This is a genomic window from Intrasporangium sp., assembly GCF_035688975.1.
GTDB lineage: Bacteria > Actinomycetota > Actinomycetes > Actinomycetales > Dermatophilaceae > CALMNV01.
Window position 1 is genome coordinate 1 of the sequence record NZ_DASSMH010000048.1, and the last position, 26,258, is coordinate 26,258.

Here is a 26,258-nt window from a genome sequence, read left to right on the forward strand (position 1 = left end):
CGGGTGTCGAAGACCTTGCTGGCGACGCCGACCCGGCCGCTCTTGAGCCGAGCTCGGAAGCGGCCGTTGGGCATCTTGCTGATGCTCATGCCGCCATCCGTTCCAGCCACTTGGTCACGTCCTCGGGCCGCTAGTGCCCAGCGCCGGTAGTTCGTTGTAGAAGTCGTGCGAGTGAGTCGAGGATCGGTTCAGCGGTCTTGGTCCAGGGTCAGTGAATGCCCATCGACGCGCCCCACGCCAGTCCAGTTTGTGGCTGGCCGCCTGCCTGGCCGTCATCCTTGATGAAGCCGCAGCGACGGCAGTGGCGGCTGACGTACTTGCGGTCCTCCGGGTTGTCGTGTACGAGCACGTAGGCGTGCAGGTGCAGCCGGCACCGCAGCGGCACGGCGCCCGCGCCTGCGTTGACGACCACCCGCCGCAACTCGACGACGTGGATGAGTACGCTCCACGCGTAGCCGAGGGCCTCCTCCGGCTCGGCCGCGAGATCGGCGCGCCACTCGGCGAGGTATCGCCCACGGCTGGCGCGCGGCAGCAGCACCGCCGTCAGACGACACAGCAGGCCGGCGAACGCTGAGGGCGCCGCGCGCCCGCGCGCGCTCATGAGAACCCCACGGCCCCGGGAGCCGGCCGCAAGACCGAGCGTCGCTTCTCCCGCGCCCGGGCGACTCTCGCGAGAGCCGCCTCGGCCAACTCCACTCCCTCTCCCGTGAGCCGGTAGTACCGGCGTTGCGGCCGCCCGACGGCGGCAGGGTCAACGTCCTCCCAGCCGCTCTCAAGCCAGCCCAGACCCTCGAACCGAGCGAGGATCGGAAACACCGTCCCGCTCGGCAGCCCAGTGAGCGCCATGATCTCCAGCCCATACCGCACGCTTGACGCGTCGGCGACGAAGGTTTGGAGCACCTCGACCGTGGTGACGGTCATTCGCGGTTCGCCATTCATAGCAGAAGTCTACATAGGGCTGAGCGGCATGTCGATGATTGTCTGTACTGGTTCAAGCGCGCCTGCGGCGCGAAGAATTGCGGGACCCCGCGATGGGGACCACGCGCTCCGGCGCTGGCGCGCCGACACGCACCCCACGCTTCCACGAGGACATAGGGCGGCGCACGGCCTGTCGCCAGCCGTCTCGATGGCCGGCTGGACGAGCCGTGGCCGGGACTCACGCGCCTGGACGAGGGACGCCCCAGCCGTCGCCGGCACTGGCATCGTCCCATGGTGGACCACTGCCCACCTCGAGCGCCCGGGGCAGTCGACTGCCCGCGTCGCTGGGCCAGCGAAGCGCTTTCTGCGCCGCACCACCCAGCCCTGTCCGTTCCGGTCGATACCAGCGCCAACCCGCGGGGCTGATTCGTGTCCCCCTGTGTCCCCCGCGCCCCAAAACGCCCGTCCTCCAAGGGCGCTAAGGAAACGCATGCACCGCACCAGGACGAGCACCACAACGGCCCCGCACCTGTTCGCAATGAGAAGGTCAGGGTTCGAATCCCCTCAGCTCCACTCACTGGCACCCTGTCTGACCTGCGGAATCGTCCCAGGATCGACAGGGTGTCTTGCTACGTTCCCGGCGATGCGATCACCACGCCAGAAGGGACGTCGGGCGCCCATTCCATACGCGCCCGCCCGGATACTCGGAGGTCCGCCACCGAGGCCCGCCTGGGTCGCGCACGTGGTCGAGTTTCTCCGCGTCATCAAGGTCGCCTGTGCCGTCGACATCGCCGCGCTCGGGTTCAGGCGTGGGCCGCCTCGTGGACGAGGATGGCGATCTGGACCCGGTTGGTGACGGCGAGCTTGCTGAGCAGTCGGGATACGTGGGCCTTGACGGTCGCTTCGCTCATGAACAGCGCCGCAGCGATCTCGGCGTTGGAGGAGCCAGCACCGACCGCGGTGGCAACTTCCCATTCGCGTCTGGTGAGGCCCGCCATGCGTTGCGCGGCGAACCGGTGTCGGTCGGACGCTGCGGTGTCCTTGAAGTGTGCGAGCAGCGTCCGGGTGACTGACGGGGAGACGATGGCGTCTCCGGCTGCCACGACCCGGACCGCGGTGATGATGTCGGCCGGTGGCGTGTCCTTCACCAGGAACCCGCTGGCTCCGGCGCGGAGCGCGGCGACCACCTGCTCGTCAGCTTGGAATGTGGTCAGCACGATGACGTGAGGAGGCGCGGCCAGTCGGCGCAGCGCCGCAGTGGCGGTGATGCCGTCCGTGTGTGGCATGCGGATGTCCATGAGCACCACATCGGGGCGGTGCTGTTGCACAGCAGTCATGGCGTCGGCGCCGTCCTCGGCCTCCGCGACGACATCGATGTCGTCGGCCGACGACAGGATGACGCGCAGGCCAGCGCGCACCAGAGCGTCGTCGTCGACGAGCAGCACCTTTACGTTCGCCATGTCAGCTCGGCTTCCACCACGAAGTCGCCAAAACTGTCCGGGCCCACCGTCAGTATGCCGCCTGCCAACGCGACTCGTTCCCGGAGCCCGAGGAGCCCCACACCCGCGCCTGGCAGGGAGGCCCCAGTTGACGTCCGCACCGGGCGCCCGTTGCGGACGCTGACGTTCAACCGCCCGGGCGCGGTTGCGGTGATGTGCACCCGCACGAAGGCTCCGTGAGCGTGCTTGGCGGCGTTCGTCAGCCCCTCTTGCACGATGCGGTAGGCGTCGCGGGCCACTGCGGGCGGCACGTCCCCGCGCGCTTGGACGTCCATGTGTAGATCGATGTGGGTGCCCGCGTCACGTCGCTCTTGGACCAGGCGGTCGATGTCCGACAGGACCGGTTGCGGGGCCAGCGGGTCTGGTTCGGGTCCGTTGTTCTCGCGAAGCAGCCCGATCACGCTGCGCAGCTCCTCCAGTGCTTGGCGTGCCGTCGCTCGCAGGAGCGCCGCGGTTTTCTGCACCTGCTCGGCAGGCAGGTCGGGACGCACCTCCAGCCCTCCGGCGTGCAGCGCCAGAAGCGAGATCCGGTGGGCGAGGACGTCGTGCATCTCACGCGCGATCCTCGTTCTCTCGGCCACCCGCGCCTGCTCCTGGCGCAGCTCCTGGTCGGCCTCAGCTCGCAGCGCCCGTTCGCGCAGTGACAGCAGCAGCTGCCGCCGGGCGCGGATGAACATGCCCCACCCGGTGGCGGCCAACGCCAACGGCATGACCAGCGCCACCACCGACACCGGGCCGGTCGTGGGGCTGTAGGCCGCGTACACGAGTACCGATGGCACCCACAGCACCGTCACCAGGACGGCAGGGCGGGCGGGTCGGTGCACGGCCAACGACGACAAGGCAAGCAGGCCGGCAGGAGTTGCGGAACTCGACACCGTCCCGAACACCGTGCAGGCCACCGCCACACTGACCGGGAAGCGTCGACGCCACCACAGGGACAGACAGGCAAGGGCACCCGCGATGACGTCGACGCTGATCGCGGTGGCTGACCAAGGATCGGGGTTGTCGTGCAGCTCAGGGCTGACGAACAACGCACCCAGCACCACCGCCAGGACGAACGCGAGGGCGTCCACGGCCCGCTCCCGCCCGGCGTGGCTTCGGGCCCATTCCGGTGAGGGCAGGTCGACGTATGCCGCTGGCCCCGCCAGCGCGACCCACGACAGCTGCAGCCGGGACATGACCTCACCGTAGACCTGCCCACAGGGAGCAGGACATCAACGAAAGTCGCGGACGTCGGTCCGAAAGTCGGTGTCAGGGGCGCGCTGGGGGCAGCACATCGACCCGTGCGCCGTGAACCCAGGGCCGATGTGTGCACCCGGCCCGGCAGACCACTGTGGAGCCACCGGCAGATCCGGCCGGACCCCACAGAACGAACCCTCGAAAGGGGCCGCCGTCATGAACATCCTCCAGCAACGACGAGGCACACCCGTCCAGCCGCGCCCAGGCCACGGCACCGCACCCGACTCGGACCGCTTGCCGACGTGGCGACTCAACCTCATGCGCGTCGGCTACTTCGAAATGGGCGTCGGCCTCGCCATCTACAAGTGGCCCGAGCTCATCTCCCACGACCCGTGGGAGCTGAAGCAGGGCACCGTCGTCACCATGCTCGTGGCAATGTCGGTCCTTGCCCTGTTCGGGCTGCGCTACCCGCAGCGGATGCTTCCCATTCTCCTCTTCGAGGTGGGCTGGAAGCTGCTGTGGTTGGGGGTCGTGGCCCTGCCCTTGTGGCTCGACGGCAACCTGACCGGAGCCACTCGCGAACAGGTCACCACGGTCCTGTGGGTCGCTGTCGTCATCGCCGTCATCCCGTGGCGCCACGTCGTCCGGCAGTACACCACGACCCGTGGCGACCGGTGGCGCTGACATGAGCAAGATCATCACCACCAACGTGACCATCAACGCCGCAGTCGACGCCGTCTGGCAGGCCCTGACCGACCTGGACGGGTACCGCCGGTGGAACCCCTTCATCACCGCAGCAGCCGGCACCTTCGGCGTCGGAGAACGGCTCGACCTCACCATGCACCCACCCGGCGGCCGCGCCATGAACTTCCGCCCCTGGGTCACCGCTGTCGAGCACCACCGCTACATCGAGTGGCTGGGCCGACTAGGGATGCCAGGCATCTTCGACGGACGGCACAGCTTCACCCTCACCGCCACCGCGAGCGGGCGCACCCTGCTACAACAGTCCGAAACCTTCTCCGGTGCACTCATCCCCTTCAGCGGATCCCTCCTCACCCGCACCCGCGCCGGGTTCCAGGCGATGAACGAGGCGCTCGCCCACGAGGCGAACTGTCTCAGCACCCACCGCCCCGACCCGGTCGACTGACACCCGCCCGAGACCCACGGGCCGCGGGCCGCCACCAGGTGGCAGCTCGCGGCCCAGCGTGGGTTTGGCTGGATCAGCCAGCCCAGGGGTCATAGTGGAGGTCCCATTGGAGCACTGCCAGTGTTGGGCGGGACGCCCTTGCTGATCCGCTTCCCGCACAGGTCACATTCCTTGATCGCCATGCTGCGTTGGTGGTCCCACTTGTCTGCCCACCGGTGCCGCCCCACGCGGCACCAGATCCGCTTGTCCATGTCCCCACGTTGGCGCGCACCGTGCCGGGAAGCAAGAGCTCGAGTTGGCCATCGATGCCAAGTCGGACCCCGACATCGGGTGGTGGCCGTCGTGTGCGGGCGGGGGCCAGGTGCCGGATGGCGCGATGATCGTGCTGACGATGTCGCTGTAGTCGCCGGACGCTGCGGTGCCCGGTTCGACGGGGGCGTCGAAGTCGGCGGGGGAGGTGGACTGGACGACCACCACCAACCGGCGGTCTGGCCCCACCTCGGTGAGCTGGCACCACCTCGGTGAGCTGGCCGGCGTAGCCGCGCGCGGCATAGCCCGGGTGTCCGTCAGCGGTGGTGATCCAGAGCCTGTCGCCATATCCGGGGGCATGGCGAACGGCCCGGACTGGGCTGAGTCACGTCCGGGCCACACGCTTGTGAGCCGGTGTCAGGTGGCGCCGTTCACCGCACCGTGAACCCTGCCGGGACGATCGTCCCGATGGAGAGGGCGCCGTCCGGGGTCCGTGTCGACCGTGTTGACCAGCACGGTGACCGTCTGGCCCACGGTGGGAGGCTCTCCGCCCGAGGTGGCGAGTGCGCCGCACCACTGGTCCCCGCCTGACTCCTGCGTCACACAGAACTTCGAACCGTTCGCGTTGACGAGTGCGACCGTGCCGTGCAGGACGTCCGGCCCGCTGTTGAGGGCGCGCCAGCTGGCGAAGCCCGCGAGAGCTGCGAACACGACGACTGCCGCGATCACCGCGCGAGCGCGGACGCCCTTCCGTTCAGCGGCCAGTTGAGCCGCCATGTCATCGCCACCTTCAAAGTGCCGTTGGAGGAGTAGCCCGGGCTGGTCTTGACGACCGAGATCGAGTGGGCGCCGACGTAGTCGTTCGACGTGCCGCCCCAGTAGGACCCGTAGCCGCGGTTCGAGTCGCTGAACGACGGGCCGAACTTGTCCGGACAGACGGTGCCGGAGTAGGACGCGCTGACACCGGTCTTCGGTCGGTTGCGCCGAGCGTGAACGTGCGGCAGTCACCAGTCGACTGCGTCTGCAGCCGTGGGCGGTCTGGTCGCCCCCGTTCGCGCTCACGTCGGTGCACCACGAGTCGTATGCGGTCGCCGCGGCGAGGGCAGTGAGCGCGGTGGTTGATGCCTTGTGGCCTGGGGTAGAGGCACCCTTGGGTCCGGCCAGCTGCAGGGAGCGCGAGGAGAACGCCGCGGGATCGCCGGCCAGAACGCGCAGCGCCTGCGACTTGCTCGGGTTGGACGCGGGGTCCATGTCGCCGAACTGGGCCATGGCCTCCTCGTAGCTGATGCCGCTCTCCATGGCGTCGGTGGTGACCGAGCGCCCGGACGCCTTGTAGGCGCGCGCGACGGACTGCGGGTCGACGGTGGAGTCATCAGGAGGCGTAACCGCGACTTCCGCCGCTCCTGCGCGGGTGCCGTCGTGGGCGGCTGCGCCGTAGCGAAACGTTGCGTTCACGACCGAGCCTGGCGCGGCCGTCGTCGTCACGCTGTTGCCCGCCGAGGTGATCGTCACGCGCGTCCGTCCCCTGCCCGTGGGGACCTGCTTGACGGTGCCATGTCCCCTGCTGAGGTCCCCCTGTGAGACCTGCTGGTGTGAGCGTGATCCTCCGCGGTGCCGGCTGCCTCCCGAACCGCACTTCCTTACCAAGGATTTACTCTGCGACAGGCCGGGAGGAGAAGCGCCCGGCCACGTCACACTCGGAGCATGTCCACGCCCGTGGTGACACGCGCGCCACGCCAGACCCGACCGCACAGAACGCCTCGCGCTCATGAGTACCGACGCGACTCGACCGAGAGTGCCCGGGCGGGCAGATCTTCCGGGGCCGGCTGGTCGCTGCGCTCCCGAGGGAACTGCCATGGACTCGGCGCTCCTCTTGGTGAAGCTCGACGATCGCGAGTGGTGTGCCCCGTCGGTTGGAGGCACATACGACCGGCTTGAAGTTCCTGGGCCAACTGGTCGCATACACGCTGAGGCTTGGTTCCTCGAGGAGTGAGCGTGAAGTGCGCTCGCTCGTGCGGCGAAGAGTTACCACCTCTGCACGAGAGGCCTGACACGCTCACGACCGGCGCGCGGGCCGACGCCCTCGACCAGGGCGGCTCGCCATGACCACCGACGCCGCCAAGTGGTCCCATGCCCGTGGCAACGAGCTGGTCCCATCCCGCTGGCAACCGAAAAGCGACAAGCCGTCAGCTGGCAAGCGCAGGGGTGGCCGCACGGAGCTTGCAGGTGGTCGCGAGCCCTGGCGTCGCGGACAAGCTCGACAGCGTACCCGTGCCAGCCGAAGAGCTTGCCTGGCAGCGCGACGTCAACCATCGCCGCACACTTGTGGTTGATCCGATCGGTGGTGAAAGTCCCGGCCGAGCAGGTCCGGGGCCCGCCACCGGCCCTTGCCGGGTCGCGTCATCCCCCGGCGGCGCCGGGACGGCCCGCCGATCAGTCGGGGCCGGCGCATGGCGAGGTCAGCGGTCGATCATCCGTTGCATGGCCTCCGGGTATCGGTCGCCGTGGACCTGCACGCTGGATGACGCCGCGTCGAGCTCTGCCAGGTCCTGCGGGCTCAGCTTCAGATCTGCTGCTGCCAGGTTCTCGTCGAGGCGCTCGAGCCTTCTGGTCCCGGGGATCGGCACGATCCACGGTCTCTGCGCGAGGAGCCAGGCCAAGGCAACCTGCCCGACGGTGGCCTGCTTGCGCTCGGCGACCGTCTTGATGAGGTCGACGAGAGCGAGGTTGGCCTTCAGTGCCTCGCGCTCGAAGCGCGGGAGGGAGGCTCGGACGTCTCCCTCGCCGAACTCCGTGTCCGCCGTCACGTGGCCGGTCAGGAAGCCGCGCCCGAGAGGACTGAACGGCACGAAGCCGATGCCGAGCTCCTCCAGGGCGGGCAGGATCGCCTCCTCCGGCTCACGCCAGAAGAGGGAGTACTCGCTCTGCAGCGCCGTGACCGGCTGCACCGCGTGGGCGCGGCGGAAGGTCTCGACCCCGGCCTCGGACAGGCCGAAGTGGTGCACCTTGCCTGCCTCGATGAGCTCCTTGACGGTGCCGGCGACCTCCTCGATGGGGACGTCGGGGTCGACCCGGTGCTGGTAGAGCAGGTCGATGGCATCGGTGCGCAGGCGCCGCAGCGAGCCATCCACCGCCGCCCGGATGCGCTCAGGTCGGCTGGTGACACCGGTCTGCGTGCCGTCCTCGTCCAGGGCGAAGCCGAACTTGGTGGCGATGACGACGTCGTCGCGCACCGGTTGCAGCGCCTCGCCGACCAGCTCCTCGTTGTGGAACGGCCCGTAGACCTCAGCGGTGTCGAAGAAGGTGACGCCCCGGTCGACCGCAGCGCGGAGGAACGTGATCATCTCCTCCCGCGGCGGCCGCGGACCGAACGACTGGCTCATGCCCATGCAGCCAAGGCCGAGAGCGGAAACCTGAAGGCCTCGAGCGGCGGGAGTGCCGAGGGTGCGTGTCTGCATTGCTGTTTCTCCTTGTTGAGGATTCGTTGTCAGGGCTGTCGAGCCGCGGCTGACGCCGGGCGCAAGGCTCACGGTTGGCTGAGCGTGAGCAGGATCTGATGGCGCGGCGCTGGTCTGTGGCGGCGGGTGATCCTCGAACTTCTCGTCCAGCGGGACGCCGACGGCCTCGATGCGCGACCTCCATGGGGCCCCTGCGCTGGAAGATCGCTGCCTTCATAGGCGCTGCTCGCTTTCGTCCGTTGCGTCGGTAGACGTTGGCGGTGTGCGTCGACGGCTCAGCTTGGGGCCGTCCTGCGCGTCGGGTTGACGGAGGTCGTGACGGGGTGACGCCGCTGGCGGGGAGCGATCACGGCCACGACGACGAGCAGACACACTGCCAAGAGGCCGGCGCCCCAACCCAGCGCGATCGACACTTGGGCAACCACGTCGCCGGCGCCGGCCGACACGGCAACCAGTAGGGCCAGGCCGGTGGCCATGCCCAGCTGGTGGGCGGTGTTGACCAGACCACTGGCTGCTCCCGCGTCCTCGCGGCGAACCCCGGCGATGCCGAAGCTGGTCAGCGGGGCGAACGCGAGGCCCTGGCCGGCGCCGATCAGCACCATCGGAAGCCCCACCCCCGTCAGATACGCCGTGGAGCCCTCGACCTGCGCGAGCCACGCCATGCCCGCAAGCGTCAGCGCGACCCCCGCTACCAGGGTACGTGCCTCACCGAGTCGGCGAGCGATCCGCGGCAGCACGGTGGCGACGGCGAAGTTGACGACCGTCATCGGTAGGAACCCCAACCCTGCCTGGAACGGGGTGAACCCGAGCCCCACCTGCATCAGCTGGGTGGTGAAGAAGAAGAAACCCATCATCGCGCCGAGATACAGCGCCCGGGCCGCGTACGCGCCCCACCGTCGGCGATCGCCGAAGAGCTGCAAGGGCATGATCGGTTGCCCGGCGCCGCGCTCGTGGAGCACCAGACCGATCAGGACGACTGCGGCTGCCACCAGCGAGATGAGGACGACCGGGTCGGCCCACCCCCGGTCGGCGGACTCGATGATGCCGAACACCAAGGCGCCGACACCGACGGTTGCACCCAGCGCGCCGGGCAGGTCGAACCGGCCGGGCTGCGGGCGGCTGGTGGGCAGGTATCGCGGCGCCAGGACCGCCATGGCTATGCCGATGGGAACGTTGATGAAGAACCCGGCCCGCCAGGAGATCCACTGGGCAGCCGCGCCCCCGACGAGCAGGCCGAGGCTGGCGCCGATCCCGGCGGTCGCGGCATACCAAGCCACGGCCCGCGAACGCGGCCGGCCCTCCGCGAAGCTCGCGGTCAGCAGCGACAGCGCCGAGGGCGCCACCACGGCGGCGCCAACGCCCTGCACGGCCCGGGCCGCGATCAGCCACCATCCGGTGGGCGCTACCCCGATGAGGAAGGACGCCCCGACGAAGACGGCCAGGCCGGCCACGAACACGCGGCGTCGCCCGAGGATGTCGCCCAGGCGCGCCCCGAGCAGCAGCAGCCCGCCGAAGACAAGCGTGTAGGCGTCCTGCACCCACGACAACCCGGCCGCGTCGAGGTCCATGGCGGAGGCGATGGACGGCAGGCCGGTGAAGATCACGGAGTTGTCCAGCAGGATCAGGAAGTAGCTGACCAGGATGATCGCCAAGATGGCGCGCGGGTGCGCCGGGCCTCGGTCCTGGTCGCGGGACCCGACCGTGGGAGCAGCGCTGCCTGCCGGTTCCGAATTGGTCATGGGTCTGTTCATGCACCTAGACAACCCCGCGTCCCAGCCGGCGTAACAGGCCCTGTTGTGAGGGGTACTGGCAGGGACTCCCACATCCGAGCCAGCGACGTAGCGTTGGAGGCATGACCGCCCAGAACGACCCGACCAGGAACGACCTGAAGGAGTTCCTCACCACTCGCCGGGCCAAGATCACCCCTGAGCAGTCAGGACTGCCCGTGTACGGCGCGAACCGGCGGGTCACCGGTCTGCGCCGCGAGGAGGTCGCGCTGCTCGCGGGGATCAGCGTCGAGTACTACACCAGGCTCGAGCGGGGGAGCGTCGGCAGCGTCTCCGATGGTGTCCTGGACGGGCTCGTCCACGCGCTCCGGCTCGACGAAGCCGAGCGCGACCACCTCTACCGGCTCGTGCGCACCGCCGGCAGCCCGGCCCGCCGCAGCGCGCGTCGCGCCCCCGCCCGGAACCGGGTCCGGCCCACGATCCAGCGGATCCTCGACCAGATGCCCATGCCGGCATACCTGCGCAACGGCTGCTTCGACGTCCTCGCCGCCAACGACCTCGGTCGTGCGCTCTACTCCCCGCTCTACGAGCAGGCCGTCGCGCACGCTCCCGGACAGCCGCCCAACAGCGCCCGGTTCCTCTTCCTCGACCCGAAGGCGTCCGAGTTCTTCGTCGACTACGACCAGGCCGCCAACGACTGCGTCGCGTTCCTGCGCGCCGAGGCAGGCCGCGATCCCTACGACAAGAACCTGTCCGACCTCGTCGGTGAGCTGTCCACCCGCTGCGAGGACTTCCGACGACGGTGGGCCGCCCACGACGTCCGCTACCACCGCACCGGCCGCAAACGCTTCCACCACCCGATCGTCGGGGACCTCGAGCTCGACTACGAAGCGTTCGAGCTGCCCGGAGATCCCGGCCAGCGCGTCAACGTCTACACCGCCCCACCCGCCTCCTCGTCGGAGGAGGCCATGAGCCTTCTTGCCAGCTGGACGGCCCGGGAACCGTCGACCATGGCACGGGAGGACACCGGCGAGCTCACCGGTCTGCCGACCCAACACCGACGCCACGGCAACGTGGCCGCCGACGACAAGAAGGCCACGCCATGAGCACCTGGACACCGGCACAACTCGCTGACCTGCGTCAGGCAGAGGAGATCTGCGTCGCTCCCGCGCGGGACGACGGGCGCCAGCTCCGCGAGCGCATCATCTGGGTCGTCACCAGCCCCGCCGGGCAGGGCCCGCACGACGCTACCAGTGACGGCCGCGTCTTCGTGCGCTCGACCAACGGGCCGACCGCGTCCTGGTTCCGCGCGGCCAGGCGCAGCCGACGCGGCCACATCACCACACCCGCCGGCACCATCGACGTCACCTTCGATCCCGTCGACGCCGCCGACCTTGCGAGGGTGGACGAGGCCTACCGGGCGAAGTACGGCCGCCGCTACCGCTCCATCGTCGAGCACCTCCTCGGCCCGGGGCCGAGACAAGCGACGCTCGAGCTGCACCCGACCATCGAGGGACGCGAGCCCCTGACCGCGCCCGACGAGTTGACTGATTGACAGAGCCGCGAAGCCATACGACACGCCTGACGGCGCACAGTGCCTCGACCCGATCTTCCTGGCGGTACACAGCGGCGAGAGCCGACGCCACCCTGGACCGGTGACGGGTCAGGTCACCCCGGCCGGAGCGTTCTCCCGGGTGGCTGCCCACGAGGCCAGCAGGGCTAGGGCTTGGGCGGTGGGCGATCCCGGCTCCGCGGTGAAGATGGTCATGCTCAGGCCGGGCTCGGATCGCAGGTCCATGGTTTCGTAGGCGAGGTCGAGGTGGCCGACGATGTGGTGGCGGTACTGCTTGGTGCCGCCAGCGTGGATGCGAACATTGTGGGACCCCCAGCGGCGCCGGAAATCATCACTGCGAGTGGACAGCTCGCCGACCAGGTCCTGGAGCGCCCTGTCGTGCGGGTCCTGGCCCGCAGCGGTCCGCAGGTTGGCGACCGTGACGTCGGCGGTGTGCTCCCAGTCGGGGTACAACCGGTGAGCGGCGGCGTCGAGGAACGCGAACCGCGCCAGGTTGGGCACGCGGGTCGGGTCGGCGTACACGTCGGCGTAGAGCGCCCGGCCGAGGTGGTTGGCCGCGAGCAGGTCGGACCTGTTGTTCCCGACGATCGCCGGTCCGGTGGTGATGCAGTCCAGCGCCCACTGCAGGCTCGGCCGCGCCGCCCACTGCGCCTGGCTCCGTCGGCGGGGACGCATGGCGGCCGCGGTGCCGTCGGCGGCCTGTGCGAGCAGGAACAGGTGGCGCCGTTCGGCGTCGTCGAGCTGCAGGGCCCGGGCGATCGCGTCGAGCACGCTGGCAGAGACGCCGCCGAGTGCGCCGCGCTCGAGTTTCGCGTAGTACTCGACACTCACCCCGGCCAGCGCAGCCACCTCGCTGCGGCGCAGCCCGGGGACGCGGCGCTGCCCGCCTTGAGGCACACGGGCCTGCTCAGGCGCGATCTTGGCTCGCCGCGAGGTCAGGAACTCGCGGACTTCGGCACGGTTGTCCACGCCGACCACGGTACGACCGCAGCCGATGACGAGCGATGCTCTGTCAGTACACCCATCAACAGTGACTTTTCCGGGCCCCGCGGGGGCGGTCTCCTTGAGGGCATGAACCTTGCAGTCCCACTGGGCTCCCGCCTCCGGGCGGCCGCGGCATTGGTCCCCGCCACACTCGCGGTCATGCTGGCGTGCTGGTCGCCCGGCGGCCGAGTCGACCCACCGGTGCCCGCCGAGCAAGCCTCCGCAACCACGACGACCGCGCCCAACCATGCCGGCGCTTCGGGACTCGTGCTCCTGCGCGTCCCTGACGGGACGGCGACGGTCACACTGGACGACACCCCGGCGGCGCAAGCGTTCGCCGCCCAGCTCCCGCTGCGGCTGACGCTGCGGGACCCGATGGGGCAGGCGAAGTCCGGGCAGCTGCCGTCGTCGATCGACGTCACCGGCGCCCGGCCGGTGTTCCACCCCCGGGTGGGCGAGCTGTACTACTGGGCACCGAGCCATTCGGTCGCGATCTTCTGCGACGACCTCGGCCAGTCCGTCCCTCCGCCCGGCCTCGTCCGTCTCGGCGTCGTGGAGAGCGGCCTTGCCTCGATCGGCACCGCCGGGAACCGCTTCCCCGTCCAGATCGGCGCTGGCTGACGGAGATGCCGACCGCTTGGCAGGGAGCCGAGCAGGGTACGGCAGCGGGAGCAACGAGCCCGCGACCCGAGGAGTGCGACGTGAAGGCAGTGACCTGGCAGGGCATCCACGACATGCGCGTCATCGACGTGCCAGACCCCCGGATCGAGGAGCCGACCGACGCGGTCATCAAGGTCACCTCGACCGGGCTCTGCGGCTCGGACCTGCACCTCTACGAGGCCCTGGCGGCCTTCATGGAGCCGGGTGACGTCGTCGGTCACGAGCCGATGGGCATCGTCCAGGAGGTGGGCAGCGCCGTGTCCAACCTCGAGGTCGGCGACCGCGTCGTCGTGCCGTTCAACGTCTGCTGCGGCTCGTGCTGGACGTGCGGCCAGAAGCTCTACAGCCAGTGCGAGACGACGCAGAACCACGAGCACGGCACGGGCGCAAGCCTCTTCGGCTACAGCAAGCTCTACGGCCAGGTGCCCGGCGGCCAGGCCGAGTACCTCCGGGTGCCCTTCGCCGACTTCCTCCCGGTCAAGGTGCCCGAGGGCCCGTCGGACGACCGGTTCCTCTTCCTCTCCGACGTCCTGCCCACCGCGTGGCAGGCCCTCAAGTATGCCGCCGTGCCCGAGGGCGGCACGCTGCTCGTCCTCGGCGCCGGCCCCATCGGCGACATGACTGCGCGGATGGCCTTGCGGGAGGGCCACCGCGTCATCTCGGTGGACCTCGTGCGCGAGCGGCTGGCACGCGTGCAGGCCAGGGGCGCCGAGGTCCTCGACCTCGACGAGGCCGAGAAGGGCGACGGCGTTGCGGCCGCCGTCCGGGACCTCACCGACGGCCGCGGCCCGGACGCCGTGATCGAGGCCGTCGGGATGGAGGCGCATGGATCGCCTGTCGCGACGACGATGCAGAAGATGGCGACCCTGCTGCCCGACGCACTGGCCGAGCCACTGCTGAAGAAGGCCGGAGTCGACCGCCTGGCGGCGCTCTACACGGCGATCGACGCGGTGCGCCGCGGCGGCACCATCTCGATCGTGGGCGTCTACGGCGGCGCGATGGACCCGCTGCCGATGTTCCAAATGTTCGACAAGCAGGTGCAGCTGCGGATGGGCCAGGCCAACGTGCGCGCGTGGACCGACGAGCTGCTCGGCATGCTGACCGACGACGACCCCTTCGGCGTCGACTCGTTCGCCACGCACCACCTGCCGCTGGAGGAGGCGCCGGGCGCCTACGAGCGCTTCCAGAAGAAGGAGGAGGGCGTCGTCAAGGTGGTCTTCCGGCCCTGACCGCGTGGGCGGGCCGAACCGCCGGGCCGCACCCCCCGCCGTCAGCCGAGCAGGCTCGCGACCAGGTCCGCGTACTGGATGAGGTGGCGGTCGCCGAGGAAGCGGGCCCGGACGCGCTCGTGCGCGTGCTCTCCCAGCTGGTGCGCGAGCGGGGGGTCGTCGAGCAGGCGCTGCAGCAGCCCGGCGAAGGCGTCGAGGTCTCGCGGGTCGTCGAGCAGCAGGCCGCTCTCGCCGTGGACGACCTGGTCCTGGATGCCGCCGACCGCGGACGCCACGACCGGCCTGCCCTTCCACATCGGCTCGGTCACGGTCAGCCCGAAACCCTCTTCGAGGCTCTTCTGCACCACGACGGCGGCGTGCCGCTGGAGGGCGTTGACGACGTGGGCGTTCTCGTCGATGTCGTCCATTGGCAGGCTGCAGAGGTGCAGCCTGCGTCGGGCCGCCTCGGGCTGGGACCGCCACAGGTCTAGGCACTCCTGCACGACCTCGGCCCCCTCCGGGTCGTCGCTGACGCCCGACCCATCCGGGCCGGCGAGGAGCAAATGCACGTCGTCCGGCAGCCCGGGCAGGTGGGTCGCGAATGCCGTGAGCACGCCGGCCATGTCCTTGAGCCGGTCCCAGCGGCTGACCTGCAGGACCATCCGCGCCTCCCCGGGCACCGGACCGCCCACGACGACGTCGTGGTGTCGCCGCACCGACCCCAGGGTGCCGTCACGTCGGACGAAGTCGACGTGGGCGTGACCCGGCGCCAGCCCGACGAGGTCCCACCGCCGCAGCGTGGCCGCGACGTCGGCGGGCGGCAGGAAGCGGTTCTTGGCGCTGAACGGGTCGAGGGACGGCGGGATGAGCCACACCCGCGCCGGGTCCACCCACCCGGGGACGAACTGCTGCCGCGAGAAGATGAGGGCGTCGGCCTGCTCGACGTGCGGCCGCAGGAAGCCCCAGGCCGCCGCGGACTGGGCGTTGGTGTCGTCCCGGCCGACGTGGCAGCGCCAGACGACGTGGGCGCCGAGTCGCCGGAGGCCGGCCACGAGGCCAGCCGTCTGCGGGTCGTGCAGGATCACGACGTCGCCCGCGCGCACGCACCCGGCGAGGCTGCGCAGGTTGTCCTCGCTGACCTGGGCGTAGACCTGCAGGCCGTCCTCCAGCGGCGGGGCGTCTCCGGAGCCGGATCCGTGGAGCAGGTTGTGCAGCTGCTTGGTGAGGCGGAAGAACTCCGGGGTGGCGTCGAGCACGAGCCACCGGGTGTCGACGCCGGCGCCTCGGGTGTAGGACAGCAGCGCCTGGAGCATCTCGGCGACGCCGCCTCCCGACGCCGTGGAGCTGACGTTCCACACCGTGCGCCCCGCGAGCAGGTGCGCGGCCCGCGCTGCGGCGGCACGTAGCGACGTGGCCCGCTCGGCGTCGAGGATCGTGGCGAGCCTGTCGAGCGGGATGGCGTCGATGCCGACCTGCTGCATGGCCCGATGCTCACACGTCGGCGCTCGCGGCGGCGGGCCAACGCGCAAATCGGTGGGTACCCTCGCCCGGTGAGCCACTACTACGTCGGGGTGTCCGGCTGGCGGTACGCGCGGTGGCGCGGCGACTTCTACCCGCGCGGGCTCCCCCAGCGGCTCGAGCTCACCTACGCCGCGGAGCGGATGACGTCGATCGAGATCAACGGCTCGTTCTACTCGCTGCAGCGGCCCAGCTCGTATGCCGCCTGGCGGGCCGCGACTCCCGACGAGTGCGTCTTCGCCGTCAAGGGCGGCCGGTTCATCACCCACATGAAGAAGCTGGCCGGCGTCGAAGCACCGCTCGCCAACTTCTTCGCCTCCGGCGTGCTCGCCCTCGGCCCGAAGCTCGGCCCGATCCTGTGGCAGCTGCCCGAGCGGCTTCCCTACGACAGGGAGCGGATGAGCCGCTTCTTCGACCTGCTGCCGCGCACGACGCAGCAGGCCGCTGCGCTCGCGAGCGGGCACGACGACAAGCTGCGCGAGGACCGCGTGCTCACGACGTGCGACGTGGACCAGCCGGTGCGGCACGCGCTCGAGCCGCGGCACCCCAGCTTCGACACCGACGAGGCCCGGGCCCTGCTGGCGCGGCACGGCATCTGCATGGTCGTGGCGGACAGCGCCGGCCGGTGGCCGCAGATGCGGGACGCGACGAGCGACTTCCGCTACGTCCGCCTCCACGGGGAGACCGAGCTCTATGCGAGCGGCTACCCACCGGAGTCCCTCGACCGCTGGGCGGACCAGTGCCGCCAGTGGCTCGCCGAGGGCCACGACGTGCACGTCTACTTCGACAACGATGCCAAGGGGCACGCCCCGCACGACGCCGTCGCGCTGTGCGAGCGGCTCCGGGGCTGAGCGGCATACGCGGCGGCGGCTCCGAGGCTGGGTGGCATCCGGGCCAGGCCTACAGCTGCCGGCGCACCCCCGCCTCGTGAGCCACGTCCCGCACCTCGTCCGCGAGGCCGCCCGTCATGACGTCGGCGCCCGCGCCACGGCGGAGGACCGGCAGGACCGTGCGGCCCGAGGCGTCCTCCAGCTCGAGCGCGAGCGCGGCATAGAGGGCAAAGAGGCCGAGCGCGAGACCGACCCAGCCGGCGGCGGTGCGCCACCCCGCGGACGCGGTCAGGTGGGCGAGGCCCGTGACGGCGAAGCGCAAGGCGCTCAGACCCATGACGCCTGCGGCGACGAGCTTGGTCGTGGCGGCGGCGGCGGGCACGAGCATCGCCAGTCCGGCCACGAGCAGGAGCGTGCCCAGCCCGGAGGAACTGGCACCAGGAGGTGAGGTCAGCGTCACCAAGGTGACCGCCGCCCACGTGCCGGCGAGCACGCCCATCCCGGTGCCCGCCACCGGGTCGCGGGCGAGGAAGCCGAAGACCGCCGCGACGAGCTGGGCGGGCACGGTGAAGACGAGCACGCCGAGGGCCACGGCATGCCCCTCGTCGGGAGGCACCCACCGCAGCTGCACGGCAGAGAAGCAGACCGTGGCCACGAGCAGGCCGATGAAGCCGAGCGGCAGCGGTGTCCCGATGGGGCGCAGGACGACGCGGGTCGTCGGCGTCGCGGCGCTCAACTGACCAGCGCCTGGGTCGAGGACTCCTTGATCTTGGAGGCCGCCCACTTCGCCTGCCGCACCGTCTGCGGATGGCACCGCTGCGCCACCTCGAGCAGGTCGGTGTGCGAGATGCCCTGCGCAGCCTGCGCGAGCATGTCCCAGTCCGCCGAGACGCCAGTGGCACTCGTGAGGACCTCGCGCAGGTCGCGCAGCATGAGCAGGGCCGGAGCCCCCGCCCGGCCGAGCAGCTCGCTGCCCTTCTCCCGCACGCGCTCCATGACGCGGGTCTCCCCCGCCGGCTCGGGGTCGAGCTCCTCGCCGTAGTCCCGGGCGATGTGCGCGATCTGCCGCACGTGATCCTGCGACCACGTCGCGAGGTCCCGACCCAGGTGGTGGAGCTCGTGGTCCGCCTTGTGCCGGTCGGCGACCTGGAGCAGCAGGTGCGCGAGCTCGTTCTCGGAGCGGTGCAGCTCGCGCAGGACGAGGCCGATCTTCATCGCGAAGCCTCCTGCGCCTGTCCGGAAAGGACCTCCTCCGCGTGCCCGGCCGGGCCGCCCCGGGTCGGCGGCGGGTCGCCCGCCACCGGTGCCGAGGCGGTCGTGGTGGGGGCGTCCGACGGACCGTCGGCCGCGCGGACCAGCCGCACCGCCGCCGCGGCCGTCTTGAAGATGGGCTGCTTGGAGCAGGCGTCCCAGTCGGTGAGGGTCAGCTCGTTGGCCGCGCGCCCCGCCCCGGCGGGCTCGTGGCCGGCATCGGTGTCCCAGTAGCCGTAGTGGAAGGGCAGGAAGAGCACCCCCGGCCGTATGCCGCTCACCCGCACCTTCGCCTCCACGCTCCCTCGCGGGGTGGACACCAGCGCGACGTCGCCCTCCCCCGCGCCGAGGGCCGCGGCGTCCGGGGCCGACAGCTCGACCCACACGTCGGGCGCGGCCGCCTGCAGCTGCGGGGAGCGCCCGGTCTTGGTGCGGGTGTGGAAGTGGTAGACGGTCCTGCCGGTGACGAGCTGGTAGGGGAAGTCGGGGCTCGGCAGCTCGTGCGGTGGCCAGTACTCGGCGGCCCTGATCAGGGCCTTGCCGTCGGGGTTGAGGGCCTTGTACTCGTCGGCGTCGAGGGGCGCGCCGGTGACGAGGTCGCGCCCGTAGTCCTCGCAGTAGTCGGGGGCGCTGAAGAACCGCCCGTCTGCGTAGAGCCGTTCCGTGCCTTCCGGGTGCTCCTCGGTGCACGGCCACTGGACGCCGCTGCCTCCGCGGAGCTTGGCGTAGGTGATGCCGGTGTAGTCGCACGGCCGGCCGCGGCTGCACTCCTTCCAGGCCTCGAAGGCGCCCTCGGCGTCCGACCACTTCACGAGCGGAGCACCGTCCTTGTCCTGCAGGCGCAGTCGCGCGGCATACTCGAGAAAGATCTCGAGGTCCGCCCTCGCCTCCCCCGGCGGCTCGACGGCCTTCTCCGACAGGTGCACGGTGCGGTCGGCGTTGGTGAAGGTCCCCGTCTTCTCCCCCCACGTCGCGGCCGGCAGGACGACGTCGGCCAGCTGCGCGGTCTCCGAGAGGAAGACGTCCTGCACCACGAGGAAGAGCCGGTCCTGCGACAGGACCGAGCGGACGCGCGCGAGCTCGGGCAGGGACACGGCCGGGTTCGTCGCCGACACCCACAGCATCCGGATCGAGCCGTCCTCGACGTAACGCATCATCTGCATCGCGTGGGTCGGCGGAGCGTAGTGCGGGATCCGCGTGGGGTCGACGTTCCACACCCGGGCGAGGTCGGCGACCTGGGCCGCGTTGGACCAGTTGCGGAAGCCCGCGAGGTCGCCGTCCGCACCTGCCTCCCGGGTGTTCTCCGCGGTCGGCTGGCCGTTCATCTGCAGCAGCCCGCAGCCCGGCCTGCCGAGCATGCCGCGCACGAGGTGCAGGTTGTTGACCTGCACGGCGGCCGCGGTCGCCTGGTGCGCCTGGTAGAAGCCTTGCAGCACGGTGGACATGAGCCGCTCGGCCGTCCCGAGCAGCCGGGCCGCCTCGCGGATCTGCTCCACGGGCACGTCGCAGATCGAGGCCGCCCGCTCCGGCGGGTAGTCCCGCACCAGCTGCACCAGGTCGCCGAAGCCGACGGTGTGCTCGTCGATGTAGGCGTGGTCGACCCAGTCCCGCTCGATGATCTCGTGGAGCAGCGCGTTGAGAAGCGCGACGTTGGTCCCGGGCCGGGGCGCGAGGTGCACCGTCGCCGACCTCGCGACGGGTGTCGCGCGAGGGTCGACGCAGACGATCGCCGGGGGGTTCGGCCCGGCGAGCCGGTCGAGCACCCGCGCCCACAGCACGGTCTGGGTCTCGGCCATGTTGTGGCCGAAGAGGGCGATGACGTCAGCGTGGTCGATGTCGGCATACGAGCCGGGCTGGCCGTCGCTCGCGAACGACGCCTTGAGGGCGCTCGCGGCCGTCGCCGTGCACAGCCGGGTGTTGCCGTCGACGTGGTTGGTGCCGAGGCCGCCGTGGGCGATGAGCCCGAGCGTGTAGTACTCCTCGAGGAAGAGCTGCCCGCTCGTGTAGAAGCCGATGGCGCTCGCTCCCTGCTCGTCGAGCAGCTCCCGGGTGCGCCGGACGACGAGGTCCATCGCCTCGTCCCAGGACGTCTCGACGAGCTCGCCTCCCCGGCGCACGAGCGGCGTCGTGAGCCGGTCGGGGGAGGCGTTGGCCTGCCAGCCGAAAAGGTCCTGGGGACCGAGCCGCCCGTGGTTGACCCGGTCCTGCGCCCGGCCCCGCACTCCGACGATGCGGCCGTCCTTGACGGCGATGTCCATCGCGTCGCCGGTTGAGTGCAGGATCGACGCGCTCTGCACCCACCGGTCGACGTCCGACTCGGTGAGGCCGTCTGCGAGGTGCAGGTCCACCCGCCGCGGCCACGTGTCGCCCGGGCCGTACGGCGTCCGCGTCCCCCAGATGTCGGCGATCCGGTCCCGACGGGTCATCTCCCACCTCCGTTGTCCTGCGCCGGGCCCCCCGGCCGGCGCGCGAGTCCGATGTCGTGGGCTGCTCCCTGCGACTCATACCCCTCTGCCGGGCACGCACACGGCACGCGGCCCATACGCTCGAGGCAGCGCCGGACGGCGGGGACGACGCGCGGCTGCGCGATCGCCCGGCTCACGGCATACGGTGTAATCCGCCGAACCTTCGACCGAGGGGGAACCTCCGTGTCCGACATCCAGCCGAGACGCTCCTACGTGCCGCCCGCCGTCCGCGCCACGAGCGAGTGGTCGTGGCGCCTGCTGCTCATCGTCGCCGGCGTCCTCGCCGCCGCCGTCGCCCTGCAGACCGTGTCCGAGATCGTCGTCCCGCTCGCCATCGCCGTCCTGCTCGCCGCGATGCTGGCGCCGATCACGCAGCGCCTCGCGCGGGTCATGCCAGCCGGAGCCGCCGCGGGGCTCACCGTCCTCGGCACGATCCTGCTCGTCAGCGGCCTGTTCACCCTCGTGGGCACGCAGTTCAGCAACGGCTTCTCCGACCTGACCACGCAGGTGGCCACCGGCATCGAGCAGGTGCGCGACTGGGTGCGCACCACCTTCCGCATCACCGACAGCCAGTTCGACGCCTACTTCGACCAGATCAAGGACAGCGTCGGCAAGTCCGGCAACCTCGGCGACACGGCCACCGCCGTCGGGCTCACGGCGACGCACTTCGTCGCCGGGATCTTCATCGCCCTCTTCTCGCTCTTCTTCTTCCTCTACGACGGCCCGCACATCTGGGGTTGGGTGACCGGGCTCTTCCCGCGTGCCGCCCGCGCCCGGGTCGCGTCCTCCGGCGCCATCGCGTGGGAGCAGCTGTCCGCGTTCGTCCGCGCCACCATCATCGTGGCCCTCGTCGACGCGGTGGGCATCGCGTCGGGCGCGGCGATCCTCAAGGTCCCCTTTGCCTTCGCCATCGGCGTGCTCGTCTTCATCCTCGCCTTCATCCCCATCGTGGGCGCCCTGCTGTCCGGCAGCGTCGCGGTGCTGCTCGCGCTCGTCGCCCACGGTCCCGGCGTGGCGCTCATCATGCTCGCCGTCGTCGTCGGCGTGCAGCAGCTCGAGGCGCACGTGCTCCAGCCGTTCCTGCTCGGGCGTGCGGTGAGCGTCCACCCGCTCGCCGTCATCCTCGCCATCGCGGCGGGCTCGATCCTCGCGGGCATCGTCGGCGCGCTGACCGCGGTGCCGCTCGCCGCCGTCGTCAACGCCGTCGGCAAGCACCTGTTCGCCGGGGAGAGCAAGGGCGAGATCGAGCAGGAGCTCGAGGAGAACGCCGACAAGGACCCGCTCGCCCGCCGCTAGCCCGCTGCCTGGCCCTGGCCCTGGCCGCGGCCCTGGCCCTGGCCCTGGCCCTGGCCCTGGATCGTCGTGCGCGGGCGGCGGCAGGCGCGCACGCTGCCCACAGGCGCGCACGCTGCCCACAGGCGCGCACGCTCTCCGCAGGCGCGCACGTCTGCCCGCGAGCGGACACGCGCCACGTAGCGGTTGGGCGGACGGGCTACTGCGAGACGGCGCGGCGGGCGAGGAGCGCGCGGTCGTCGAGTTCGTCGGCCTCGTCGGCGAACTCCGGCGTCTCGAAGACGTCGGCGGGGATGCCGCCCGGTGTGAGGCGCGGCTGGGCCTTTGCCTTGAGGGTGTACGTCGGCCGGGGCACGGGCACCGGCTGCCACGTGCCGGGAAGCGGCGCGTGTGCGGCGGGTGCGTCCTGCGCTTCCTCGGCGCTCCGCGACGGCTGCGCGGGCCCCGCGGTCACCCGGCGGGCCGTGGCTTCGTCGGCCAGCAGGTCGTATGCCGCGAAGGCGCGTCGGGCCGTCGCCGCGGTCGGCGCGGCGGCCGGCACAGCCGCCGACGCAGCGGCCCGCGCGGCCGGCACAGCCGCCGGCGCGGCGGTGGCGGCAGCAGCGCGGATGACCTGCGTGTCGTCGTGGCCGGGGACCCAGGTGCCACCGGCCGCCTCGGCGAAGCGGTCCCAGTCGCCACGCGACACCCTTGCCCGGTCTGCCGCGGCGACGCGGACCAGCCAGCCGACGACGCCGGCGAGGAGGGCGACGCCGACGGGCACCGCCACCCACGTCAGCACCCGGGTGACGACCAGCACGATGGAGACGGGGACGGCGAGCACCCCGAGGAGCAGCACGGCGGCGCGGAGCCGCCGCTGGCCGAGCGTCACAGCCGGGCTGGGACGGAGCGAGGCCACGTGCGCGCCGGCGTCGGGCGCGGCGTCGGGGGCACCGGCCGAGCCGGTCCGCCGGGCGGCCAACGGCGAGGTCCCCGGCATGGCTATCGGCGTGCTGCCGGACGGCGCGGCTCGCTTGACGTCGACCGTGGGCCGAGCGGGACGGCGCGGCGTCACGGCATACGAGTGCGCGCGCGGCGCCCGGAGGTCGGTGAGGTGCAGGGCCGACCGCTTCTCGAGGACGCGCATCGCGTCCGAGAAGTCGTCGACCGAACGGATCGCGGCGGCGTCTTCCCGGCGGCGCACGTAGTGCTGGAGCAGGTAGGCGGCCCAGATCGCAACGATGACAACGAAAACGAGGCTGCTGGCGGGCACGGACCCACCGTAGGGCGGGTCGCGTCCGGGGCCTCGGACATTCGGCGCGTGTCGCCGAAGAGGCTGGTGTTGCTGCTGTGACGACGCCCGTTGCGGCGCCCGTCATGGCGGCGTCAACCGGCCGACGAGGCCGCCGGGGCCGACCTCCTCCCGCGTCACCGCGAAGCTGCGGTGGTCCCGCCATGCGCCGTCGATGTGCAGGAAGCGCTGGCGAATTCCCTCGTCCCGCAGCCCGAGGCGGCGCACGACCGCGAGGGACGGCGCATTGTCCAGCCGGATGTTGACCTCCATCCGGTGCAGCCCACCCGCCCCGAGCGCGTGGTCGAGCGCGGCGGCGAGGGCTCGCGTCATGATGCCCCGGCCGGTCAGCGACTGGTCGAGCCAGTAGCCGGCCGCCCCGGAGAGCTGGGCGCCCCGCACGATGGCGAAGAGGTGGACCTGTCCCACGATCCGGCCCTCGACCACGACGCACCACGGCATCGCCCGACCGGCGCGGCCTTCGGTGTCGAGCTCTCGGACGAAGGCGGCGAAGGAGACGGCCGGCGGGCTCGGCACGCCGGGCGGCAGCGTCGGCTCCCAAGGCCGCACGTGCTCGACGTTGGCCCGGCGCACCCGCTGCCACTCGTACTCGTCCGCGAGAGTCAGCGGCCGTAGCACGATGGCGGGGTCGGCGGACTCCTCACGCAGCTCGATGGGCCAGGGCGCGCTCGGCTCGTGCCGCGACCGCCACGGCATCCTCATCGGCCCCGCCTGTCGCCCCGTGCCGATCGTCGGCAGCAGGCCCCCCCGGGCGTCGCGGTAGCCGGGACGTCCGCGACGTCGGTGGCCTCCCGCCCGGTCAGTGGTCACCACCGGGGATCTGGGCGAGCACGTGGCCGAGCACGGGCCCGAGCACGTCGAGCGCGTCGACGACGCCGCCGCGCGAGCCCGGGAGGTTGACGACGAAGGTGCGTCCCGAGATGCCGGCGAGGCCCCGGGAGAGCATCGCGGTCGGGACGCCCTTGGCCACCCCGGCGGCGCGGAACGCCTCCGAGACACCGGGGACGACGACGTCGAGCAGGGGCGCCGTCATCTCCGGCGTGCGGTCGGTCGGCGTGAGCCCGGTCCCACCCGTCGTGACCACGAGGTCCGGCTCCGAGGCGAGCACCTCGCGCAGCGCCATGCCGAGCTCCTCACCGTCGGGTACGACGACCGGCGCGCCCACCTCGAAGCCCCACGCGCGCAGCCGGGCCACGACGACCGGCCCGGACCGGTCCGGGTAGACGCCCGCAGCGGCGCGCGTCGAGGCGGTGAGCGCGACCGCCCGCCGACCGGCGCCGACGCGCCCCGGCGCCTCACTCACGCCAGTCCCCCGACCGTCCGCCGGACTTCGCGGTGACCCGCACGTCCGTGATGCGCGCGTGCTTGTCCACCGCCTTGACCATGTCGATGAGCGCGAGCGCGGCGACGGCGACCGCTGTCAGCGCCTCCATCTCGATGCCCGTGCGGTCCGCGGTGCGCACCGTCGCGGTGATATCCACCCCGTCGTCGGCCACGGCGACGTCGACCTCCACCCCGTGAACCGCGATGGGGTGGGCGAGCGGGATGAGCTCCGGGGTGCGCTTGACCGCCTGTATGCCGGCCAGCCGCGCCACCGCGAGGGCGTCGCCCTTCGGCACGGCGCCCGACCGCAGGGCCGACACGGCATCCGGGCCGAGCAGGACCCGGCCGGCGGCGCTCGCCTCGCGCGCCGTGACGGGCTTGGCGGAGACGTCGACCATGTGCGCGGTGCCGTCGGCGCGGACGTGGGTCAGGGGGGTCCCGCTGTCCGTCACGGCCCACCCTCCTCGTCGAGCAGCAGCACGTCCACGGGGGCGCCCGCAGCGAGGTGCGTCGTCCCCTCGGGGACGACGACGAGGGCGTTGGCCCGGGCGAGGTCGGCGACGAAGTGGGAGCCCTGCCCCTGCACCGGCTCGGCGAGCAGGCCGGCGGCATCGCCGGTGACGACGGCGCGGGCGTACTGCCGCCGGCCCTCGGGTGAGCGCAGCGGCGCGGTGAGCGCCGCCGAGTGCACCGGGCGGCACTCCGGGGTCAGGCCGAGCAGGCGCCGCAGCGCCGGCCGGACGAAGACCTCGAACGAGACGTAGGCCGACACCGGGTTGCCGGGCAGTGCGAAGATCGGCACCCGCCGCCCTCCCGCAGCGGTGCGGAAGCCGAAGCCCTGCGGCTTGCCCGGCTGCATCGCGACGGAGACGAAGTCGACGCCCCCGTCGCGCAGCGCGGCCTTGACGACGTCGTAGGCGCCCATGGACACGCCTCCGGTGGAGACGATGACGTCGGCCTGCTCGAGCGCCGCGTCGAGCGTCGCCAGGAGGTCGGCCTCCGTGTCGGCGACGGCCGGCCGCACGTCGGCTGTGGCACCGGCACTGACGGCGGCCGCCCACAGCATCACGGAGTTGGAGTCGTGGATCTGGCCCGGCCCGAGCGGCTCTCCCGGCGGGACGAGCTCGCTCCCGGTCGAGAGCACGACGACGTGCGGCCGGGGCCTCGCCGGAACGGCGGCGTGGCCGCTCGCGGCGAGCAGCGCCAGCGAGCGCGGCCCGAGGCGCTGCCCTCGCGAGACGACGAGCGAGCCGGCGGCGAGGTCCTCACCACGACGACGCACGAACTGCCCCGAAGCCACCGGCGCGGCGCAGGAGACAGTGCCGACAGCCGCGCCGTCGGTCTCCTCCACGGGGATGACCGCGTCCGCGCCGTCGGGAAGGCGGGCCCCCGTCATGATCCGGGCGGCCGTGCCGGGCCGGACGACGAACTCCGGGTCCTGACCCGCGGCCACCTCACCCATGAGCGGCAGCGGCACCGGCCGGCCCGGGGCGGCGCCTTCGAGCGAGGCGGCGACGACGGCATACCCGTCCATCGCCGAGTTGTCGAAGCGCGGCAGGTCGACGCGCGAGCGGACGTCCTCGGCGGCCACCAGCCCGAGCGCGCCGGTCAGCGGCACCGGCACCGGCGCGGGGGTGCCGACCGCGTCGAGGACAGCCGCCAGGTGCTCCGCCGCGGTCCGCACC

25 protein-coding genes are annotated in these 26,258 nt (G+C 71.7%); 8 read left to right on the forward strand and 17 right to left on the reverse strand.

The genetic code is table 11. The features are described from left to right. Window positions 1-208: 208 nt before the first annotated feature. From VFJ94_RS04690 to VFJ94_RS04705, 4 genes are all read right to left on the reverse strand, one after another. Window positions 209-601, reverse strand: a complete 393-nt coding sequence (locus tag VFJ94_RS04690; protein WP_325003030.1) for a hypothetical protein — start codon at window positions 599-601, stop codon at window positions 209-211. Next, window positions 598-939 (reverse strand): PadR family transcriptional regulator, encoded by a 342-nt coding sequence (locus VFJ94_RS04695; RefSeq protein ID WP_325003031.1) that lies wholly within the window; start codon window positions 937-939, stop codon window positions 598-600. Before VFJ94_RS04695 ends, VFJ94_RS04690 begins: the two co-directional genes overlap by 4 nt. A gap of 782 nt (window positions 940-1,721) precedes the next feature. Continuing rightward, window positions 1,722-2,363 (reverse strand): response regulator transcription factor, encoded by a 642-nt coding sequence (locus tag VFJ94_RS04700; protein WP_325003032.1) that lies wholly within the window; start codon window positions 2,361-2,363, stop codon window positions 1,722-1,724. 2 nt (window positions 2,364-2,365) lie between these two features. Beyond that, window positions 2,366-3,595, reverse strand: coding sequence for a sensor histidine kinase (locus VFJ94_RS04705; protein WP_325003033.1), 1,230 nt, complete (start codon window positions 3,593-3,595; stop codon window positions 2,366-2,368). A 217-nt stretch (window positions 3,596-3,812) separates the two neighbouring features. Between VFJ94_RS04705 and VFJ94_RS04710 the strand changes: the two genes are divergently transcribed. Together VFJ94_RS04710 and VFJ94_RS04715 are read left to right on the forward strand one after the other, a co-directional pair. Beyond that, window positions 3,813-4,280, forward strand: coding sequence for a hypothetical protein (locus tag VFJ94_RS04710; protein WP_325003034.1), 468 nt, complete (start codon window positions 3,813-3,815; stop codon window positions 4,278-4,280). A 1-nt stretch (window position 4,281) separates the two neighbouring features. Next, window positions 4,282-4,743, forward strand: coding sequence for an SRPBCC domain-containing protein (locus VFJ94_RS04715; protein WP_325003035.1), 462 nt, complete (start codon window positions 4,282-4,284; stop codon window positions 4,741-4,743). A gap of 666 nt (window positions 4,744-5,409) precedes the next feature. Here VFJ94_RS04715 and VFJ94_RS04720 read toward each other — a convergent pair. The 3 genes from VFJ94_RS04720 to VFJ94_RS04730 form a co-directional block, all read right to left on the reverse strand. Beyond that, window positions 5,410-6,504: a hypothetical protein gene (locus VFJ94_RS04720; protein ID WP_325003036.1), complete on the reverse strand. Its 1,095-nt coding sequence runs from the start codon at window positions 6,502-6,504 to the stop codon at window positions 5,410-5,412. Between the two features lie 947 nt (window positions 6,505-7,451). After that, window positions 7,452-8,450: an aldo/keto reductase gene (locus VFJ94_RS04725; RefSeq protein ID WP_325003037.1), complete on the reverse strand. Its 999-nt coding sequence runs from the start codon at window positions 8,448-8,450 to the stop codon at window positions 7,452-7,454. Window positions 8,451-8,725: 275 nt separating this feature from the next. Next, window positions 8,726-10,273 carry an MFS transporter gene (locus VFJ94_RS04730; protein ID WP_325003038.1) on the reverse strand — a complete coding sequence of 516 codons (1,548 nt, stop codon included), beginning with the start codon at window positions 10,271-10,273 and terminating at the stop codon, window positions 8,726-8,728. A gap of 29 nt (window positions 10,274-10,302) precedes the next feature. Here VFJ94_RS04730 and VFJ94_RS04735 point away from each other — a divergent pair, with 29 nt between their 5' ends. Then, window positions 10,303-11,283: a helix-turn-helix transcriptional regulator gene (locus VFJ94_RS04735; protein WP_325003039.1), complete on the forward strand. Its 981-nt coding sequence runs from the start codon at window positions 10,303-10,305 to the stop codon at window positions 11,281-11,283. Beyond that, window positions 11,280-11,732 carry a DUF2255 family protein gene (locus VFJ94_RS04740; RefSeq protein ID WP_325003040.1) on the forward strand — a complete coding sequence of 151 codons (453 nt, stop codon included), beginning with the start codon at window positions 11,280-11,282 and terminating at the stop codon, window positions 11,730-11,732. Before VFJ94_RS04735 ends, VFJ94_RS04740 begins: the two co-directional genes overlap by 4 nt. Window positions 11,733-11,840: 108 nt before the next feature. Here VFJ94_RS04740 and VFJ94_RS04745 read toward each other — a convergent pair whose 3' ends face one another. Beyond that, window positions 11,841-12,719 (reverse strand): helix-turn-helix transcriptional regulator, encoded by an 879-nt coding sequence (locus VFJ94_RS04745; protein ID WP_325003041.1) that lies wholly within the window; start codon window positions 12,717-12,719, stop codon window positions 11,841-11,843. 102 nt (window positions 12,720-12,821) lie between these two features. Here VFJ94_RS04745 and VFJ94_RS04750 point away from each other — a divergent pair, with 102 nt between their 5' ends. Both VFJ94_RS04750 and VFJ94_RS04755 read left to right on the forward strand, forming a co-directional pair. Continuing rightward, window positions 12,822-13,355 (forward strand): cyclophilin-like fold protein, encoded by a 534-nt coding sequence (locus tag VFJ94_RS04750; RefSeq protein ID WP_325003042.1) that lies wholly within the window; start codon window positions 12,822-12,824, stop codon window positions 13,353-13,355. Window positions 13,356-13,435: 80 nt separating this feature from the next. Further along, window positions 13,436-14,623 carry a zinc-dependent alcohol dehydrogenase gene (locus tag VFJ94_RS04755; RefSeq protein WP_325003043.1) on the forward strand — a complete coding sequence of 396 codons (1,188 nt, stop codon included), beginning with the start codon at window positions 13,436-13,438 and terminating at the stop codon, window positions 14,621-14,623. 41 nt (window positions 14,624-14,664) lie between these two features. On the opposite strand, the gene VFJ94_RS04760 is transcribed toward VFJ94_RS04755, so the two are convergent. Beyond that, window positions 14,665-16,083 (reverse strand): glycosyltransferase, encoded by a 1,419-nt coding sequence (locus VFJ94_RS04760; protein WP_325003044.1) that lies wholly within the window; start codon window positions 16,081-16,083, stop codon window positions 14,665-14,667. Between the two features lie 69 nt (window positions 16,084-16,152). Here VFJ94_RS04760 and VFJ94_RS04765 point away from each other — a divergent pair, with 69 nt between their 5' ends. After that, window positions 16,153-16,971 (forward strand): DUF72 domain-containing protein, encoded by an 819-nt coding sequence (locus VFJ94_RS04765; protein ID WP_325003045.1) that lies wholly within the window; start codon window positions 16,153-16,155, stop codon window positions 16,969-16,971. 49 nt (window positions 16,972-17,020) lie between these two features. Here the strand turns inward: VFJ94_RS04765 and VFJ94_RS04770 are convergent, their stop codons facing one another. From VFJ94_RS04770 to VFJ94_RS04780, 3 genes are read right to left on the reverse strand one after another with little or no spacing between them, the layout of a single operon-like run. After that, window positions 17,021-17,686 carry a hypothetical protein gene (locus VFJ94_RS04770; protein WP_325003046.1) on the reverse strand — a complete coding sequence of 222 codons (666 nt, stop codon included), beginning with the start codon at window positions 17,684-17,686 and terminating at the stop codon, window positions 17,021-17,023. Next, window positions 17,683-18,165, reverse strand: coding sequence for a hypothetical protein (locus VFJ94_RS04775; protein ID WP_325003047.1), 483 nt, complete (start codon window positions 18,163-18,165; stop codon window positions 17,683-17,685). Before VFJ94_RS04775 ends, VFJ94_RS04770 begins: the two co-directional genes overlap by 4 nt. Continuing rightward, complete coding sequence (locus VFJ94_RS04780) at window positions 18,162-20,627, reverse strand: nitrate reductase (protein WP_325003048.1); 2,466 nt, start codon at window positions 20,625-20,627, stop codon at window positions 18,162-18,164. The genes VFJ94_RS04775 and VFJ94_RS04780 overlap by 4 nt, the downstream gene beginning before the upstream one ends. A gap of 222 nt (window positions 20,628-20,849) precedes the next feature. Between VFJ94_RS04780 and VFJ94_RS04785 the strand changes: the two genes are divergently transcribed. Further along, entirely contained in the window at window positions 20,850-21,962 is a 1,113-nt protein-coding gene (locus VFJ94_RS04785) for an AI-2E family transporter (protein ID WP_325003049.1), read from the forward strand. A 196-nt stretch (window positions 21,963-22,158) separates the two neighbouring features. Here the strand turns inward: VFJ94_RS04785 and VFJ94_RS04790 are convergent, their stop codons facing one another. The 5 genes from VFJ94_RS04790 to glp all read right to left on the reverse strand — a co-directional run bounded on the left by VFJ94_RS04790 (window position 22,159) and on the right by glp (window position 26,257). After that, window positions 22,159-23,211 carry a hypothetical protein gene (locus VFJ94_RS04790; protein WP_325003050.1) on the reverse strand — a complete coding sequence of 351 codons (1,053 nt, stop codon included), beginning with the start codon at window positions 23,209-23,211 and terminating at the stop codon, window positions 22,159-22,161. A 102-nt stretch (window positions 23,212-23,313) separates the two neighbouring features. After that, the gene (locus VFJ94_RS04795; RefSeq protein ID WP_325003051.1) at window positions 23,314-24,060 is read right to left on the reverse strand and encodes a GNAT family protein; all 747 of its coding nucleotides are present in this window, start codon (window positions 24,058-24,060) and stop codon (window positions 23,314-23,316) included. Next, window positions 24,050-24,553, reverse strand: coding sequence for a MogA/MoaB family molybdenum cofactor biosynthesis protein (locus tag VFJ94_RS04800; protein WP_325003052.1), 504 nt, complete (start codon window positions 24,551-24,553; stop codon window positions 24,050-24,052). Before VFJ94_RS04800 ends, VFJ94_RS04795 begins: the two co-directional genes overlap by 11 nt. Then, a complete protein-coding gene (moaC, locus tag VFJ94_RS04805; protein ID WP_414654562.1) occupies window positions 24,546-24,971 on the reverse strand; it encodes a cyclic pyranopterin monophosphate synthase MoaC in 426 nt (141 codons plus the stop codon). Before moaC ends, VFJ94_RS04800 begins: the two co-directional genes overlap by 8 nt. 50 nt (window positions 24,972-25,021) lie before the next feature. Beyond that, the gene (glp, locus tag VFJ94_RS04810) at window positions 25,022-26,257 is read right to left on the reverse strand and encodes a gephyrin-like molybdotransferase Glp (protein ID WP_325003054.1); all 1,236 of its coding nucleotides are present in this window, start codon (window positions 26,255-26,257) and stop codon (window positions 25,022-25,024) included. Window position 26,258 lies beyond the last annotated feature (1 nt).